The sequence below is a fragment of the Streptomyces sp. O3 genome, from assembly GCF_054788135.1.
Genome location: NZ_JBTVYK010000017.1, coordinates 64,934 through 82,041 on the forward strand (window position 1 = coordinate 64,934; position 17,108 = coordinate 82,041).

Genomic DNA, 17,108 nt, shown 5'->3' on the forward strand with positions numbered 1-17,108 from the left:
TGTCTCCCCAGTGGTCCCGAGGTGGTCCCGAGATGGTCCCGAGGTGGCCCCGAGTCCGGGCGGCTCCCCACCTCCCTGGGCCACCGCCGGCCACGGGACGGAAGGAACCCTGTCCGACAGCGCTGACACCGTGACGCAAAGCCGTGGCAGTGCACGACCCGCAAGCGAGGAAGATCGCTGGGGAAGGTGGACGGAATGTGGCCTCTATGCGGGCTTTGATCTTGAAAGGGCCCCTGCGTTGTGCCCGCAGGGGCCCTCTGACCTGGAGTGGAGCCTAGGAGAGTCGAACTCCTGACATCTGCCATGCAAAGACAGCGCTCTACCAACTGAGCTAAGGCCCCTGGAATCGGCGGATCACCGGCCTCCCGCATCCTGCCGGATGACCGCCGCAGACCAGAGTACCGGGTATCCCCCTGGTTCTCACAAAAGGATTGGGGGTCCCGGTTCACCAGCACTCTCCGTAAGATGCCTGAGGAGGTTCGCACCAGCGAAGGGGAGACGCCATGGACGCAGCACAGCAGGAAGCGACCGCGAGAGCACGGGAGCTGCAGCGAAGCTGGTACGGGGAGCCGCTGGGAGCCCTCTTCCGTCGCCTGATCGACGACCTGGGCCTGAACCAGGCCCGGCTGGCCGCGGTGCTCGGCCTGTCCGCGCCCATGCTCTCGCAGCTGATGAGCGGCCAGCGCGCCAAGATCGGCAACCCGGCCGTGGTGCAGCGCGTGCAGCAGCTGCAGGAATTGGCGGGGCAGGTCTCGGACGGCAGCGTGAGCGCCGCCGAGGCCACCGAGCGCATGGAAGAGATCAAGAAGTCCCAGGGCGGCTCGGTCCTGACCAGCGCCATCCAGACGCCGAGCACCTCTGGCGCGCCGACCGTCAAGCGGGTGGTCCGCGAGATCCAGTCCCTGCTGCGTTCCGTTTCGGCCGCGGGCGACATCATCGAGGCCGCGGACACACTCGCCCCGACCCACCCCGAGCTGGCAGAGTTCCTCAAGGTGTACGGTGCCGGGCGCACATCGGACGCCGTCGCCCACTACGAGGCTCATCAGAACTGACGCGGCCGGGGGGCCGGTGCCATGGGTGAGGTGTTCGCCGGGCGGTACGAGCTGGTCGATCCGATCGGCAGCGGGGGGGCCGGCGCCGTATGGCGGGTGTGGGACCGGCGGCGGTGCCGGTATGTGGCCGCCAAGGTGCTGCGGCAGCGCGACGCGCACTCCCTGTTGCGCTTCGTGCGCGAGCAGGCGCTGCGGATCGACCATCCGCATCTGCTGGCCCCGGCCAGCTGGGCGGCCGACGACGACCAGGTGCTGTTCACCATGGACCTGGTCGCGGGCGGCTCGCTGGTCCATCTGATCGGGGACTACGGACCGCTGCCGCCGCGCTATGTGTGCACGCTGCTGGACCAACTGCTTTCCGGGCTCAGCGCGGTGCACGCGGAAGGCGTCGTGCACCGCGACATCAAACCGGCCAACATCCTGCTCGAAGCGACCGGCACCGGGCGTCCGCACCTGCGGCTGTCCGACTTCGGCATCGCGATGCGCCGGGGTGAGCCGCGGCTCACCCAGACCGACTATGTGATGGGCACGCCGGGGTACTTCGCCCCCGAGCAATTGGAGGGCGCGGAGCCGCACTCCACCGCCGATCTGTTCGCCGCGGGCCTGGTCGCGCTCTATCTGCTGCAAGGTGCCAAACCGGATTCCGATGCGCTGGTCGAGCGCTTCACCGAAGAGGGCACTCCGGGCGCGCCGCAGGGCGTGCCGGAGCCGCTGTGGCAGGTCGTCGCCACGCTGCTGCAGCCCGACCCGGAAGCCCGGTTCGCCACCGCGGCGGGCGCGCGCGAGGCCCTGGCCGAGGCCGCCGCGCTGCTGCCCGATTCCGGGCCGCCCGACGAACCGGTGGAGGTGTTCGACCAGCTCGGCCCGCTCCCTCCGGGCTTCGGCCCGGACGGGCCGCAACCGGCCGGGCCCCCGGCCCCGGTGCGGCCGCCTCAGACGCCGCCCCGGCCGCACGGGTTCCCCACCGCGCCACCGCCGGGCCCGGTGAGCCGTGCCGCCGCCGGTCGTCCTACGGACACACCCAGCACCCCCGCCCCGCCACCACACAGCCCACCGCCACCCCCGGCCTCATCGCCGACACCGGCTCCGGATCCGTCCTCGGCATCGGCCCCGACCCCGTCCTCGGCATCGGCATCGGCTCCGGCATCGGCTCCGCCCCCGACACCGGCTCCGACTCCGTCCACGCCCCCGATCCCGATCCCGATCCCGACCACGGCCTCATCCCCGGCCACGGATCCAGCCCCGACCCCAGCCCCGACCCCGGCTCCGACCACGGATCCGTCCCCGTCCCCGGCCCCGGCAGTCGGATTTGCTTCAGCCCCAGTGCCCTCGCCAGCCCCGCCCTCGCATCCGACGCCGACGCCGACCACGGCATCGCCCCCGCAGCCACCCTCGCAGCCGACGTCAACCCCGGCCCCGCCAACGACGCCTCCCGAGCCTCAGCCCCGGCCTCGCCCCCACCGGACCGCCCCTGCGCCACCGCCCGCAGCAGCCACCCTCACTCCCGCTCCCACTCCCACCTCGCCATCCACCCCGGCCCCCGGCCCGCCACGAACCTGGGCCTCTCACCCCCGGTCCCAGCCCCAGCCCTCGTCCTTCCCCACCGCCGCCACCGCCGCCACCGCGCCTGATCAGGCCCCTACCGCCGAGGGGCGACGGCAGTCGTATCCCGGCGGTGCTACGCGTCCCCACACCGCGCAACGCGCACCGGCGGCCCGCGCGCAGCACGCGCGGCGCAAGCGGCCGGGGCCGCCCCCGCTGGTGGCGGTCCCGGTGCTGCTGCTCGCGCTCGCCTGCTTCGCGGTGGGCTTCTGGGCGCTGGCACAGACGTGATCCGCCGCTCCCCGGACCAGTCGCCGCCCCCGGACTACCGGGCCGCCCTCCGCCGCGCCACCACGGCCCACACCCCGAGGCCGAGCACCAGCACGGTGCCCGTACCGATCCCCGCGACCGCGACGACCCGCATCGTGGACCTGTCGTACGCCCCGCCGGACGCGCCGTCGGACGCGCCGCCCGCCCCGCCCCGGCCCGCCGCGCCGACCTGGAAGACCCCCGGATCACCGGCGTACGCGATACCGCGCCGCGCCTCGCCGGTGACCGCGACCCGCAGCGTCACACCGAGCCCCTGGTCGCCGTAGCGCTCGCGCAGCGCCGGGCTGAGGCTCACCTTCAGGTAGTACCAGCCGGGAAAGCGTGTCTCCCGTACCTTGCCGACCGTGCCGTACCGGTTCTCGTACGCCACCGGCGGCAGCGGGTCCAGAGCCGCCGACGCGGGCTCGCCCTGGAAGAGCCTGCCCCGCGCGGTCACCTTGATCCGGGCCGGGTTGTGCAGCGTCAGCCGGAGCGCGTTGGGCACGGCGCCGCCGCTGCCGCCAGCGCCGCCGTCGCCGGTCGTACGGGACAGCGTCGCCTCGGCGGCCACCCGCTGCCCCCAGTCCACCGGAACCCGGTAGAAGCGGGTCTGGCCAGGCCTGACCCGGTCCTTCCACACCCCGCCGGACAGCTCCGCAGCGGTATGGAAGCTCGTACCGCCCGTCCGGTCCCGCGCCGCTCCGGCGGGGAGCCGGGGCGCGGTGGAGTCCCAGGCCCGCGGCGCGTGCGTCGCCCCGCCGCCGGAGGACAGGCGGGGTTCCTCGACGAAGGTCAGCTCCAGGTCCCAGGAGTCGCCGTCCGCGGCGACGCCGCCGTGGTCGGCCGTCGCGCTCTTGCGCTCGATGACGAAGTCGTACGTACCGGCCGCCTGGCACCATCCGCCGCCCGGCCGCACCAGCCGCTCGGCGGACGCCACGATCGGCCGCGGATAGGCGGCGCTGCGGAATCCGGCCGTACCGGAGCCCCGGCCGCAGCTGCGGCCCCTGTCGTCCAGCAGCCGCGCCGAGAGCCCGTCGCGGTACGTCACCCGCGTACCGAGCCGGGGGACGACGACGGCGGAGACATACGCGGCGGACTCCGCGTCGAGCCTGACGCGGTAGTAGCGCTTGCCGTCATTCGGCCCGATCGAGCTGCGGTACGTCGCCCCGGCCTCGAGCACGGCCGCGTCGGCGCCGCTCGACGCGCCCTTGACCTGTCGCGCGCCCGGCACGAACGCATAGGGGTTCGGCTCGGCCGCCGCCGCCTCGCCGGGCAGCGCCGCCGCCGCGCACACCGCCGCCACGACCGCTGCCACGACCGCCGACACCCGCGCTCCGCCGCGCCGCACCGCCACGCCCCTCCCCGTCACCCGCAACACTCGCCTAAGCAACCAAGGTCTTCACACTCGCGAAAGACAGCACAAAGCCCCGGCCGCTATCAGCGACCGGGGCCAGTGAAAGGACTGTCGATGCTCACGAACCTGCGGGCACGGAGTCAGTCGCCTCCGTCCACAGATCCTGCTCGGCGCGATCCGCCTGGATCTGGCGGTACACGAGGAGCCCGCCGATGGCGGCCAGTGCGACCAGGAGAAGCTTCTTCACCGCGCTACCTCGTCTTTCCTTGACGTAGGGGACCTTCTGGCGCCCGACTATACACACCGCCCGATACCGACCAGTGACCTGCTTCCGGCCCAACTCCCGCCTGGAACAGCGCAATCGGATCATGCTCCTGGGCAGCACCGGCCACCCGGACGGACTGTGATCTTCGACGCTCTCGGGCGCGTGCCGCCATCCGAGTGGTGTTCATCCGAAGATCGGCGAATCGCGGACGCGGATCCCGTGCTTCACGGCACCCGTACACATCATGAGGAAAGTACGCAAATCGTCCGACCCGAAAGGGGAGAGCTCGTGGCTGCCAACAAGGTCACCCGCATGTGGTCCGTCCTCGTCACCGCCCTGCTGGCGTTCTTCACGGCGCTGGGACTCGTCACCACCGCCACCGCCGCGCCCGCCGTACCGCAGCAGGACACCTCCCGCAACAGCACGGGCCACACGGCCGCGGCCACCGCCGCCGTCGCCGCCGCCCCGTGGGCCGCCCCACGGCCGTACGCACCGGCCAAGCCCCCCACGATGAAGCAGCGCATCCACGCCGAGGCCCACGGCTCCTCACCCAGCGCCCGCGGAAGCGCCGCCGTCAGCGACTCCCACGAAACCGCACGCGTGAACCTCGCGGCCAGCGAACAGGCCCCGGCCCCCACGCCCTGGCAGACGAGCAGGCGGCAGTGAACAACGCACCACCCGCGAACAGCCACTAAGACAAAGCCCGAACGCCGCAGTACCGAACACCGCAACAGCCGACAGTCAAAGCCGCCTCAAATGACCGTCTGCCACTTTTGTGAGGAATTTGCGTATGGCAAAGGCTGTTCATCCGACTATGCAGTGATCGTCTGGGAGAAAACCTAGCCCTCCTCGCACCCCGTCTAAGCCGCCCGTGCTCTCTGCAGCACGTCCAGCACCGCCACCGACGACCGTGGCCTCATGGCCAACCAGGCGTCCGACACCTCGTACCAGTTGCGGCCCAGGCCCTCCAGAGGCCTGAGTCTCACCCCGTCCGACACATGTGAGCAGCGAGCCGAGACCGAGCCGTCGATGCGCCCCATCCGCTCGTCCATCAGGACTTTGGGCGCGCCCAGCCCCTCCATGTGCATGTTGTGCGAGTGCCGCTAACCGTGCACCGTGAGTCCTTTGGCGATCGGCAGCCAGCAAGCCGTGGCCCGCGCCGCGGCCTTGCGTCTCTGGACCGGGTGCCTGGCATCCAAGGGTCTGCCTGGACCGGCACAAACACCCCGAGCCTGTCCTTCCTTTCCTTCCTCTGGTCGGTACCTGCCGTGGACGGCCGGATAGAAGATGCGGGAGCCGGACGCCGAGCGGCGCCAGTGCGCCGCCGCCCCCTCCGACTGGGGATGCTTACGGGCGATCTGCTCTCCGAGCAGGGCGATGAGCAGGATGCGGGAGCGTGCGAGGCACAGTGGCTCGACTTCGATCTGGGCCTCGGTGTGTCACGAAATCTCGTTGGGTACCTCGGGCTGGGCTTGATCGTTCAGCACTTCGTCGGCTCGATGTACGGCCCGCTGGCCGTCGCAACTGTCCCTGTGTGCTGCGCCCTCGTCGGCTTGGGACCTGGCCAGAAGCCGTACCCCTGGGCGTGGCCACTGCATGAGAGTGCTTCTCTCCTGGCTGCGGCTGCGGCTCTCGCCTTCTTCGCCGCGGGAGCGGCCTTGGAGTTGAGGCGAGTTGCGGGGTCCCGTCTACTACGGCTCTCGGCCGGAAAGTGTCGACGCCGGGTGAACCGTGACCCTCTGACGGCGGATCAAAGCTGACCCACTGTGTGGTCCCTGTACCAACCTGATCTTGATCGGAGATCGGGAGGAGAGGGTGATCCTTGTGGAGGGCTGGGCAGAGATCCGGCGGCTGCACCGGGCCGAGCAGATGCCGATCCGGGCGATCGCGCGGCATCTGGGCATCTCGAAGAACACCGTGAAGCGGGCTCTGGCCACGGACCGGCCGCCGAAGTACCAGCGTCCGGCGAAGGGCTCGGCGGTCGACGCGGCCGAGGTCCAGATCCGTGAGCCAGCCGTACGTACCGTCATCCTTCGATGAAGGGTTCACGGTCTCTCACTGATGTCATGCACCTGGAGAACTGGCCACCTCGCTCTGGCGCGCCGAGCAGAGAGACCGGACCGCTCGGGGAGGAGCTGGGAGAGATCCGGGGGAGCTGGGGGAGCTGGGGGAGCTGGGGGAGCTGGGAGACGATCAAGCTGTGGCGCTCGCAGGCGGGCCGCGGCAGAGCAACGCGGACGGCAACCCCGGCAGGGGGCGAATACGCCGAGAGGGCGTCTCCCACCTGGGGAGACGCCCTCTCGGTCAGTACCGCTTCTGTGGGGCTAACAGGATTTGAACCTGTGGCCTCATCCTTATCAGGGATGCGCTCTAACCAACTGAGCTATAGCCCCTCGCGCTCGCGCGCCGACCTCTGAAGATTAGCGCACGACGCGGCCAGTCCCAAAATCGATGGGTCCGGCGTCACTCGTCCTCGGCGAGCGTGAGCTCGACGCCGCCCACGAATCCGGCCGAGAGGTTGTAGATGAAGGCCCCCAGCGTGGCCAGCGCGGTGGCCAGGATCACATCGATCACCGCGATGATCGACGTGAAGGTCAGGACGCGGGGCAGCGACAGGAAGGACTGGAGGTCGAAGCCGTTGGACTCGTTCGAGCCGGTGGCCTCGGAGATCGTGCCGCCGACCGTGGAGAAGACCCCCATCGCGTCCATGACCATCCACAGCACCGCCGCCGCCACGATGGTGCAGATGCCCAGCGCGATGGAGAGCAGGAAGCTGACCTTCATCACCGACCACGGGTCGGCCTTGGCCACCCGCAGCCGCGCCTTGCGGGTGCGCGGCGTCGTGTGCGGGCCCGCCGCCGCGCCCGTACGAGGCTTGCGGGCGGCCGTGCCGTTCTGGGACGGCTCGGGGTACGCCTGCGGCGGGTGGTACGGCTGAGCCGACTGCTCGGCCGCCGTACGCTCGCCCGGCAGCGCGCCCGTGTCCACACCAGCGCCAGCGCCCGCGCCAGCCCTGTAGCCGTCGCCGTTCGCCTGTGCCTTGGCCTGCTTCTTCGCCTGCCTCTTCGACTGCGGCCTGGTGTCCGTCACCGTCGTTCCCCCCTGCGGCCCCTGCGTCCCCCGTGGGTCCCCCGTGGGGCCACGGCCGCCGTCCCCTCCGGTTTTGCTTGCTCCGGCGCCCGTGGCTCCACTCACGACCTACACTCCTCGCGCTACTCGGCCGCGGGCGCTGTGCCCTCGTCCGTGCCGACCGCCGCCTCGCCGTCGGCCGACTCGTCGACGTCTGAGTCGACTTCCTCGGCTTCGCGACCGGCCTCGGCGTTACGAGCGATACCGACCACGGCATCGCGCTTGCCCAGGTTGATCAGTTGAACGCCCATGGTGTCACGGCCTGTCTCCCGGACACCGTTGACGCGCGTACGAATGACCCCGCCCCCGAGCGTGATGGCGAGGATCTCGTCGTCCTCCTCGACCACCAACGCGCCGACCAGCGAGCCCCGATCCTCCACGATCTTGGCGGCCTTGATGCCGAGGCCGCCGCGCCCCTGGACGCGGTACTCGTCGACGGGGGTCCGCTTCGCGTACCCGCCATCGGTTGCGGTGAAGACGAACGTACCTGGCCGGACGACATTCATCGAGAGCAGCTCGTCGCCCTCACGGAAGCTCATGCCCTTGACGCCCGAGGTCGCACGGCCCATCGGGCGCAGCGCCTCGTCCGTCGCCGTGAACCGGATCGACTGGGCCTTCTTGCTGATCAGCAGCAGATCGTCCTCGGACGACACCAGTTCGGCGCCGATCAGCTCGTCGTCCGAACCGTCGTCCGTCTCCCGGAGGTTGATCGCGATGACACCGCCCGAGCGCGGGGAGTCGTAGTCCTTCAGCGGGGTCTTCTTGACCAGTCCCGCCTTGGTGGCGAGCACCAGGTAGGGCACTGCCTCGTAGTCCCGGATCGCGAGGATCTCGGCGATCTTCTCGTCCGGCTGGAAGGCCAGCAGATTCGCCACGTGCTGGCCGCGCGCGTCGCGTCCGGCGTCGGGCAGCTCGTACGCCTTCGCGCGGTACACCCGGCCCTTGTTGGTGAAGAACAGCAGCCAGTGGTGCGTGGTCGACACGAAGAAGTGGTCGACGATGTCGTCTTCCTTGAGCTTCGTGCCGCGTACGCCCTTGCCGCCGCGCTTCTGCGAGCGGTAGTCGTCCGTCTTGGTGCGCTTGACGTAGCCGCCACGGGTGATCGTGACGACGATGTCCTCCTCGGCGATCAGGTCCTCGATGGACATGTCACCCTCGAAGGGCACCAGCTTGGACCGCCGGTCGTCACCGAACTTGTCGACGATCGCCGCGAGTTCTTCACTGATGATGGCGCGCTGCCGGTCCGGCGACGCCAGGATCGCGTTGTACTCGCTGATCTTCGCCTGGAGTTCGTCGTGCTCGGCGGTGATCTTCTGGTGCTCCAGGGCGGCCAGGCGGCGCAGCTGCATCTCGAGGATCGCGTTGGCCTGGATCTCGTCGATCTCCAGCAGGCCCATCAGGCCCTCGCGCGCGATATCGACCGTCTGGCTGGCCCGGATGAGCGCGATGACCTCGTCGATCGCGTCCAGCGCCTTGAGCAGGCCGCGCAGGATGTGGGCGCGCTCCTCGGCCTTGCGGAGCCGGAACTTCGTACGCCGGACGATGACCTCGAGCTGGTGGGCCACCCAGTGCCGGATGAACGCGTCGAGCGAGAGGGTGCGCGGCACTCCGTCGACCAGCGCCAGCATGTTGGCGCCGAAGTTCGTCTGCAGGTCGGTGTGCTTGTAGAGGTTGTTCAGGACGACCTTGGCGACCGCGTCCCGCTTGAGGACGATGACCAGGCGCTGGCCGGTGCGCGACGAGGTCTCGTCGCGCACGTCGGCGATGCCGCCGACCTTGCCGTCCTTGACCAGGTCGGCGATCTTCTGCGCGAGGTTGTCCGGGTTGACCTGGTACGGGAGTTCGGTGACCACCAGGCACTGGCGGTTCTGGATCTCCTCGACCTCGACCACCGCGCGCATGGTGATGGAGCCGCGCCCGGTGCGGTACGCCTCCTCGATGCCCTTGCGGCCGACCACCAGGGCGCCGGTCGGGAAGTCCGGGCCCTTGATGCGCTCGATCAGCGCGTCCAGGAGCTCCTCGTGCGAGGCCTCCGGGTGCTCCAGGTACCACTGGGCGCCCGAGGCGACCTCGCGCAGGTTGTGCGGCGGGATGTTGGTGGCCATGCCGACCGCGATGCCCGCCGAGCCGTTGATCAGCAGGTTGGGGAAGCGGGACGGCAGGACGGTCGGCTCCTGGGAGCGGCCGTCGTAGTTGTCCGTGAAGTCGACGGTCTCCTCGTCGATGTCCCGGACCATCTCCATGGACAGCGGCGCCATCTTGCACTCGGTGTAGCGCATGGCGGCCGCGGGGTCGTTGCCCGGAGAGCCGAAGTTCCCGTTGGAGTCCACCAGCGGCATCCGCATCGACCACGGCTGCGCCAGGCGGACCAGCGCGTCGTAGATCGAGGAGTCGCCGTGCGGGTGGTAGTTGCCCATGACGTCGCCGACGACGCGGGCGCACTTGTAGAAGCCCTTCTCGGGACGGTAGCCGCCGTCGTACATCGCGTACAGGACGCGGCGGTGTACGGGCTTGAGGCCGTCCCGTACGTCGGGCAGCGCGCGGGACACGATGACGGACATCGCGTAGTCGAGGTAGGAGCGCTGCATCTCCGTCTCGAGCCCCACGGGGTCGATGCGCAGCATCGGGCCCTCTTCGTCGGGAGCGCCGGGAGCTCCCGGCGGAACGGGTGCGGTGGGGGACGCGGAGGAATCGGGCGTGATCTCGTCGGCCATTGCTGGTCTTCAGTCCTTTCGGTGCGGTCAGCTGAGACCGACTCAGATGTCGAGGAAGCGGACGTCCTTGGCGTTGCGCTGGATGAACGAGCGGCGTGCCTCGACGTCCTCGCCCATCAGCACCGAGAAGAGGTCGTCGGCCTGGGCGGCGTCGTCCAGGGTGACCTGGCCCAGGACGCGGTGCTCGACGTCCATCGTGGTGACGCGCAGCTCCTCGGCGTTCATCTCACCGAGACCCTTGAAGCGCTGTACGGAGTCGTCGCGGATGCGCTTGCCGTTCTGCTTGCCCAGTTCGATCAGGGAGTCGCGCTCGCGGTCCGAGTACGCGTACTCGAAGTCCTCACGACCCCACTTGATCTTGTACAGCGGCGGCCGGGAGAGGAAGACGTGTCCGGCCTCGACCAGCGGGCGCATGAAGCGGAACAGGAAGGTCAGCAGCAGGGTGTTGATGTGCTGGCCGTCGACGTCGGCGTCCGCCATCAGGATGATCTTGTGGTAGCGGAGCTTCTCGATGTCGAAGTCCTCGTGGACTCCGGTGCCGAAGGCCGAGATCAGCGCCTGCACCTCGGTGTTCTGCAGGATCTTGTCGACCCTGGCCTTCTCCACGTTGAGGATCTTGCCGCGGATGGGCAGGATCGCCTGGTACTGCGGGTTACGGCCGGACTTGGCCGAACCGCCGGCGGAGTCGCCCTCGACGATGAAGATCTCGCACTTCGTCGGGTCGTTGGACTGGCAGTCGCTGAGCTTGCCGGGCAGCGACGCGGTCTCCAGCAGGCCCTTGCGGCGGGTCAGGTCGCGCGCCTTGCGGGCCGCCACGCGCGCGGTGGCCGCCTGGATCGACTTGCGGACGATGTCCGCGGCCTCGTTGGGGTTGCGGTCGAGCCAGTCCGTGAGGTGCTCGTGCACGACCTTCTGGACGAAGGTCTTCGCCTCGGTGTTGCCCAGCTTGGTCTTGGTCTGGCCCTCGAACTGAGGCTCGCCCAGCTTGACCGAGATGATCGCGGTCAGACCCTCGCGGATGTCGTCACCGGTGAGGTTGTCGTCCTTCTCGCGCAGCAGCTTCTTGTCGCGCGCGTACCGGTTGATCAGGCCCGTCAGAGCGCTGCGGAAGCCCTCTTCGTGGGTGCCGCCCTCGTGGGTGTGGATGGTGTTCGCGAAGGAGTACACGCCCTCGGTGTACTGCGAGTTCCACTGCATCGCGACCTCGACCGAGAGCATCCGCTCGCTGTCCTCGGCCTCGATGTCGATCACCGTCGGGTGAATGACCTCGCCCTTGCGGGAGTTGAGGTACTTCACGAAGTCGACGATGCCGCCCTCGTAGTGGTACGTGACGGACCTGACCTCCGGGGTCTCGTCCGCGCCCGCCTCGTCCGCGCCGGACGTGGCCTTGGCCGACTCGCGCTCGTCGGTGAGCGAGATCGTCAGGCCCTTGTTGAGGAAGGCCATCTCCTGGAAGCGCCGCGAGAGCGTCTCGAAGGAGTAGTCGGTGGTCTCGAAGATGTCCCCGTCGGCCCAGAAGGTGACCGAGGTTCCGGTCTCGTCGGTGGCCTCGTGCCGCTCGAGCGGCGCGGTCGGGGCGCCCCCCTTGTAGTCCTGCGTCCAGCGGTAACCGTCGGTCTTGATCTCCACGGCGAGCTTGGTCGAGAGCGCGTTCACGACGGAGACGCCGACGCCGTGCAGACCGCCGGAGACGGCGTACCCGCCACCGCCGAACTTGCCGCCCGCGTGCAGCACCGTGAGCACGACCTCGACGGCGGGCTTCTTCTCGACGGGGTGGAGGCCCACCGGGATGCCACGGCCGTTGTCGACGACGCGCACGCCCCCGTCGGGGAGGATCGTGACGTCGATCGTGTCGGCGTGCCCGGCCAGCGCCTCGTCGACGGAGTTGTCGACCACCTCGTACACGAGGTGGTGCAGGCCGCGCTCACCGGTCGAGCCGATGTACATGCCCGGTCGCTTGCGGACCGCGTCCAGACCCTCGAGGACGGTGATCGCGCTGGCGTCGTACGAGGCCGGGGCCGAAGCCGGGGCCTCGCCGGTCGTACCGGTCGTACCGGTCTCGCCAGCGGCGGTGGACGGGGTGTTCTCGTTGGGGTTGCCGGAATCGGCCACGAAGCGCCCTTTCTGGCACAGCACAAGCCAAGCTCCGGTGGGGTCCGGAGCGGCTGCGTCGTTCAGCGTTGGTCGACGATCGATCAGCGGGTGGGACGGGATTCTGTGCGGTAAGCCGTGTCTCGATCAGCGCTCCCACGTCGGGAGCGCTGATTACCTTCCAGTCTACCGGTAGCGCTGACAGTGATGGGGGTTTGCCGGTACCTGAGTCCGCATGTGCCGCCCTGAACCGGACTCGCCCGAGTCCCGATATGCAGACCCGGCCCCCAAAGGGCTCACAGCGGCACTCAGCGCTTCGGGCTGTCAACCATCCGCTACGGTGCGAGACGCCCTGATCCGTACCCTCTCCGGGGGCCTGTACGGGCACCGATCCGAGGCCTGTACGCGCGCCGATCCGGCGGCCGGTACGGGCGCCTGTACGGGCGCCGGTACGGGCACCCCAGGCTCAGCGGGCGCCCCAGGCTCAGCGGGCTCAGCCGTACGTGTCGCCCGGGCCCGTGCTGCCCGGCGCGCGCAGCGGGCCGTAGCGGTGGGCCGGGCCGCCAGGGCCCTGGACCTTGATCATGCGCACGGTGCCGTGGCCGAGGTCCTGGTTGAGACGCCCCACCAGCTGCGGGGCGAGCAGCCGCAGCTGGGTCGCCCAGACCGTGGCGTCGCACCGCACGGTCAGCACCCGGTCGTCCTCGTCGTACCTCTGCGGGACGCAGTGCTTGGCCAGGTCGTCGCCGACGATCTGCGGCCAGCGGCCCATCACGCCGCCCACGGCGGCCGGGGTCTCCCAGCCGCGCTCGGTGATCAGCCGGTTGATGGCGGCGCCGAGCGGCAGCGGGTCACGGCCGTCGGCGCGCGCGCCGGAGCGCAGGCCGCCGCGCTTGGCCTGCTTCTTCTGCTGGGCCGCGGCGCCCCGCGCGCGTGCCTGCTCCTTCGCGGCGCGCAGGGCCACCCGCGCGAGGTCCACGCCGGTGGGCTCGGGGGACTTCTTGGCGAGCTGAGCCGGCTGGGCCGGCTGAGCTGACCGGGCTGACCGGCCCGGCTGCGCGGAGGATGGCTCGGGTGCGGGTCCGGCGGGGGGCTCGGTCACGCGCGCGTCACCTCGCCCGCGGCCACCGCGTACCGCGTGCCGTGCAGCACCTCCGGTACGTCGTCCTCCACCGCGGCGGTCACCAGGACCTGCTCGCCCCCGGCCACCAGCTCCGCGAGGCGCTCCCTGCGCCGGGTGTCCAGCTCGGCGAAGACGTCGTCCAGCACCAGCACGGGCTCGGGCCCCTCCGTCTTCAGCAGCTCGTACGACGCCAGGCGCAGCGCCAGCGCGTACGACCAGGACTCGCCGTGGCTCGCGTACCCCTTCGCGGGCAGGTCGCCGAGCAGCAGCCGCAGGTCGTCGCGGTGCGGCCCGACCAGGGTCACGCCGCGCTCGATCTCCTGCTTGCGGGTGTCCGCGAGCGCCGCCAGCACCTGCTCGTACAGCTCTTCGCGGGTCTGCCCCTGGCCCGGCGCCGACGCCCGGTACTCGAGCCCCAGCGGGCCGCCGCCGGGGGCCACCTGTTCGTACGCCTTGTCGGCCAGCGGCCGCAGCGTCGCGATCAGGTCGAGGCGCTGGGCGAGCAGTTCGGCCCCCGCGCGCGCCAGATGCTGGTCCCAGACGTCAAGCGTGGACATGTCCATCGAGCGGCCGCCGTGTCTGCGGGCCATCGCCGCGGACTTGAGCAGGGTGTTGCGCTGCTTGAGTACGCGCTCGTAGTCGGAGCGCACGCCCGCCATGCGCGGGGAACGCGCGGTGATCAGTTCGTCGAGGAAGCGGCGGCGCTCTCCGGGGTCGCCCTTGACCAGGGCCAGGTCCTCGGGCGCGAACAGGATCGTACGGACGATGCCCAGCACGTCCCGCGGCCTGACCTGCGAGGAGCGGTTGACGCGGGCGCGGTTGGCGCGGCCCGGATTGAGTTCGAGCTCGATCAGCTGCTGCCGCTCGCCCTCGCGGACGGCGGCCCGGACGATCGCGCGGTCGGCGCCCATCCGCACCAGCGGCGCGTCCGCTGAGACCCGGTGGCTGCCGAGGGTCGCGAGATAGCCGACGGCCTCGACCAGATTGGTCTTGCCCTGGCCGTTCGGCCCCACGAACGCGGTGACGCCCGGATCGAGCGGGACCTCGATCCGGGCGTAGGAGCGGAAGTCGGCCAGCGACAGATGCGTGACGTGCATGGGTGACGCCGACCTCCCCCGGCTGCTGCTCGCGTGTACTGCTTCTTCTGCTGCTACCGCAGCTGGTCGTCGTACTGCTTCTTCTGGTCGTGCTGCTTCTTCGCTACTTCTTCTCGACCGCGTGGCCGCCGAACTGGTTACGGAGCGCCGCGATCATCTTCATCTGCGGCGAGTCCTCCTGCCGGGACGCGAAGCGCGCGAAGAGCGACGCGGTGATCGCGGGCAGCGGTACAGCGTGGTCGATGGCGGCCTCCACCGTCCAGCGGCCCTCGCCGGAGTCCTGGGCGTAGCCGCGGAGCCGATCCAGGTGCTCGTCGTCGTCCAAGGCGTTGACGGCCAGGTCGAGCAGCCAGGAGCGGATGACCGTGCCCTCCTGCCAGCTGCGGAACACCTCGCGGACGTCGGTGACCGAGTCCGCCGCCTCCAGCAGTTCCCAGCCCTCGGCGTAGGCCTGCATCATCGCGTACTCGATGCCGTTGTGGACCATCTTGGCGAAGTGCCCCGCGCCGACCTTGCCCGCGTGTACGGAGCCGAAGTCGCCCTCCGGCTTGAGCGCGTCGAAGATCGGGCGCACCCGGTCGACGTGCTCCTTGTCGCCGCCGTACATCAGCGCGTAGCCGTTCTCCAGGCCCCAGACACCGCCGGAGACTCCGCAGTCGACGAAGCCGATGCCCTTGGCCGCCAGCTCCGCCGCGTGCTTCTCGTCATCCGTCCAGCGCGAGTTCCCGCCGTCCACGACGACATCGCCGGGGGACAGCAGCGCGGCCAGCTCGTCGATGGTCGACTGGGTGGCGTCGCCCGCCGGGACCATCACCCAGACGACCCGCGGGCCCTTCAGCTTGCCCACAAGCTCCGAGAGGCTGTGGACATCCGCGAGGTCCGGGTTGCGGTCGTATCCGATGACGGTGTGGCCTGCGCGGCGGATGCGCTCGCGCATGTTGCCGCCCATCTTGCCGAGGCCGACGAGACCGAGCTCCATCTGTGCTGTTCCTTCGTGCTTGGTGAGGCTGTGCGGCGGTGAGGCCGGGTGCCGCGGGGGCGCCCCGGCCTGACCCTCAGGGGGTGGTCGTACCCAGGGCCCGAGCCTACGCCGGGACCCGGACAGCGGCCTGTGTACCTCCCCCGTGCGCCCCGCCGCGCGTTCGGCGGGTTCGGCGGGTTCCGCGGGTTCCTCAGCCGCTGAGCCGGACCGGCATGATCAGGTACTTGTACGCGTCGTCCGCCTCGGCGTCCACGGCGGGCTTGCCGCTGAGCAGCGCGGGCTTGGTGGAGGTCGTGAAGGAGAGCTGCGCGACCGGCGAGTCGATCGCCTTGAGTCCGTCCAGCAGGAACGTCGGGTTGAAGGCGATCGAGATGTCGTCGCCCTCCAGCTGGGCGTCGACCCTTTCCACAGCCTGTGCGTCGTCGCTGGAACCGGCCTCCAGGATCAGCACGCCCTGCTCGAAGCTCAGCCGGACCGGGGTGTTCCGCTCGGCCACCAGGGCCACGCGCTTGACCGCCTCTTCAAACGGCGCGCGCTCGATCACGGCCACCGAGTTGAACTCGGTCGGGAAGAGCGTGCGGTACTTCGGCAGGTCGCCTTCGAGCAGCCGCGTGGTGGTACGCCGCCCGGCTCCCTCGAAGCCGATCAGACCCTCGCCCGCACCCGAGCTGGACAGCGCGATCGTCACGCTGTCGCCGCTGGTCAGCGACTTGGCCGTGTCCTGGAGGGTCTTCGCGGGCACCAGGGCGACCGCGGAGACGTCCGGCACCTCGGGCTTCCACAGGAACTCGCGGACCGCGAAGCGATAGCGGTCGGTGGAGGCCAGCGTGACGGTGTCGCCCTCGATCTCGACCCGGACACCGGTGAGCACCGGCAGGGTGTCGTCGCGTCCGGCCGCGATGGCCACCTGCTCGGCGGCGGCGGCGAAGACCTCGCCGGGGACGGTGCCGGTCGCGGTCGGCATCTGCGGCAGGGCCGGGTACTCCTCCACCGGCAGGGTGTGCAGCGTGAACCGCGACGATCCACAGACCACCGTCGCCCGTACACCGTCTGTGGAAATCTCCACCGGACGGTTGGGGAGGGCGCGGCAGATGTCCGCGAGCAGACGGCCGGAGACCAGCACGCTGCCGTCCTCCTCGACCTCGGCCTCCACGGAGACCCTCGCCGACACCTCGTAGTCGAAACCGGACAGGCTCAGTGCGCCGTCCTCCGCCTTCAGCAGCAGGCCCGCCAGGACCGGCGCCGGCGGGCGTGCCGGAAGGCTGCGGGCCGCCCAGGCCACTGCCTCCGCGAGTACATCGCGCTCCACCCGGATCTTCACCGTACGCCGCCTCCTGCTGTTGCTGACTGCTCGCCCTGCTCGCGCTGTCGAGCTCTTCGCTCTTCGTCTTCGGGCTTGGTTGCTCCCCAGGGTGGGGAGAACGTCGGAGACCAGTCTGACGTACGGCAC

13 protein-coding genes, 2 tRNA genes and 1 pseudogene are annotated in these 17,108 nt (G+C 70.3%); 4 read left to right on the top strand and 12 right to left on the bottom strand.

Annotated features, from left to right (window positions below):
• Nucleotides 1–268: 268 nt before the first annotated feature.
• A tRNA-Ala gene (locus ACX6XY_RS11230) sits at nt 269–341 on the bottom strand.
• A gap of 162 nt (nt 342–503) precedes the next feature.
• On the opposite strand from ACX6XY_RS11230, the gene ACX6XY_RS11235 reads away from it, so the two are divergent.
• Complete coding sequence (locus ACX6XY_RS11235) at nt 504–1,052, top strand: helix-turn-helix domain-containing protein (RefSeq protein WP_460328807.1); 549 nt, start codon at nt 504–506, stop codon at nt 1,050–1,052.
• A gap of 21 nt (nt 1,053–1,073) precedes the next feature.
• The gene (locus ACX6XY_RS11240; protein ID WP_460328808.1) at nt 1,074–2,885 is read left to right on the top strand and encodes a serine/threonine-protein kinase; all 1,812 of its coding nucleotides are present in this window, start codon (nt 1,074–1,076) and stop codon (nt 2,883–2,885) included.
• Between the two features lie 34 nt (nt 2,886–2,919).
• Here the strand turns inward: ACX6XY_RS11240 and ACX6XY_RS11245 are convergent, their stop codons facing one another.
• Nucleotides 2,920–4,257, bottom strand: coding sequence for a hypothetical protein (locus ACX6XY_RS11245; RefSeq protein WP_460328810.1), 1,338 nt, complete (start codon nt 4,255–4,257; stop codon nt 2,920–2,922).
• Between the two features lie 118 nt (nt 4,258–4,375).
• A complete protein-coding gene (locus ACX6XY_RS11250; RefSeq protein ID WP_010467770.1) occupies nt 4,376–4,504 on the bottom strand; it encodes a DLW-39 family protein in 129 nt (42 codons plus the stop codon).
• Nucleotides 4,505–4,810: 306 nt separating this feature from the next.
• Between ACX6XY_RS11250 and ACX6XY_RS11255 the strand changes: the two genes are divergently transcribed.
• Complete coding sequence (locus ACX6XY_RS11255; RefSeq protein WP_460328814.1) at nt 4,811–5,188, top strand: DUF6344 domain-containing protein; 378 nt, start codon at nt 4,811–4,813, stop codon at nt 5,186–5,188.
• A 194-nt stretch (nt 5,189–5,382) separates the two neighbouring features.
• On the opposite strand, the gene ACX6XY_RS11260 is transcribed toward ACX6XY_RS11255, so the two are convergent.
• Complete coding sequence (locus tag ACX6XY_RS11260) at nt 5,383–5,610, bottom strand: hypothetical protein (RefSeq protein ID WP_460328816.1); 228 nt, start codon at nt 5,608–5,610, stop codon at nt 5,383–5,385.
• A 727-nt stretch (nt 5,611–6,337) separates the two neighbouring features.
• Between ACX6XY_RS11260 and ACX6XY_RS11265 the strand changes: the two are divergent.
• Nucleotides 6,338–6,532: pseudogene (locus ACX6XY_RS11265) on the top strand (helix-turn-helix domain-containing protein); the annotation flags it as partial.
• A 309-nt stretch (nt 6,533–6,841) separates the two neighbouring features.
• On the opposite strand, the gene ACX6XY_RS11270 reads toward ACX6XY_RS11265, so the two are convergent.
• The 8 genes from ACX6XY_RS11270 to dnaN form a co-directional block, all read right to left on the bottom strand.
• Nucleotides 6,842–6,915, bottom strand: a tRNA-Ile gene (locus ACX6XY_RS11270).
• A 70-nt stretch (nt 6,916–6,985) separates the two neighbouring features.
• The gene (locus tag ACX6XY_RS11275) at nt 6,986–7,717 is read right to left on the bottom strand and encodes a DUF3566 domain-containing protein (protein WP_460328818.1); all 732 of its coding nucleotides are present in this window, start codon (nt 7,715–7,717) and stop codon (nt 6,986–6,988) included.
• Between the two features lie 17 nt (nt 7,718–7,734).
• Nucleotides 7,735–10,365 (bottom strand): DNA gyrase subunit A, encoded by a 2,631-nt coding sequence (gene gyrA / locus ACX6XY_RS11280; protein WP_460328820.1) that lies wholly within the window; start codon nt 10,363–10,365, stop codon nt 7,735–7,737.
• 42 nt (nt 10,366–10,407) lie between these two features.
• Nucleotides 10,408–12,501 (bottom strand): DNA topoisomerase (ATP-hydrolyzing) subunit B, encoded by a 2,094-nt coding sequence (gyrB, locus tag ACX6XY_RS11285; protein ID WP_460328822.1) that lies wholly within the window; start codon nt 12,499–12,501, stop codon nt 10,408–10,410.
• Between the two features lie 448 nt (nt 12,502–12,949).
• On the bottom strand, nt 12,950–13,435 hold the full coding sequence (locus ACX6XY_RS11290; protein ID WP_460328873.1) for a DciA family protein: 486 nt from the start codon (nt 13,433–13,435) through the stop codon (nt 12,950–12,952).
• A 119-nt stretch (nt 13,436–13,554) separates the two neighbouring features.
• Nucleotides 13,555–14,676, bottom strand: coding sequence for a DNA replication/repair protein RecF (gene recF, locus ACX6XY_RS11295; protein ID WP_460328824.1), 1,122 nt, complete (start codon nt 14,674–14,676; stop codon nt 13,555–13,557).
• A 103-nt stretch (nt 14,677–14,779) separates the two neighbouring features.
• Nucleotides 14,780–15,655, bottom strand: coding sequence for a phosphogluconate dehydrogenase (NAD(+)-dependent, decarboxylating) (gnd, locus tag ACX6XY_RS11300; RefSeq protein WP_460328826.1), 876 nt, complete (start codon nt 15,653–15,655; stop codon nt 14,780–14,782).
• Between the two features lie 193 nt (nt 15,656–15,848).
• On the bottom strand, nt 15,849–16,979 hold the full coding sequence (gene dnaN / locus ACX6XY_RS11305) for a DNA polymerase III subunit beta (RefSeq protein ID WP_460328827.1): 1,131 nt from the start codon (nt 16,977–16,979) through the stop codon (nt 15,849–15,851).
• Nucleotides 16,980–17,108: the final 129 nt, after the last annotated feature.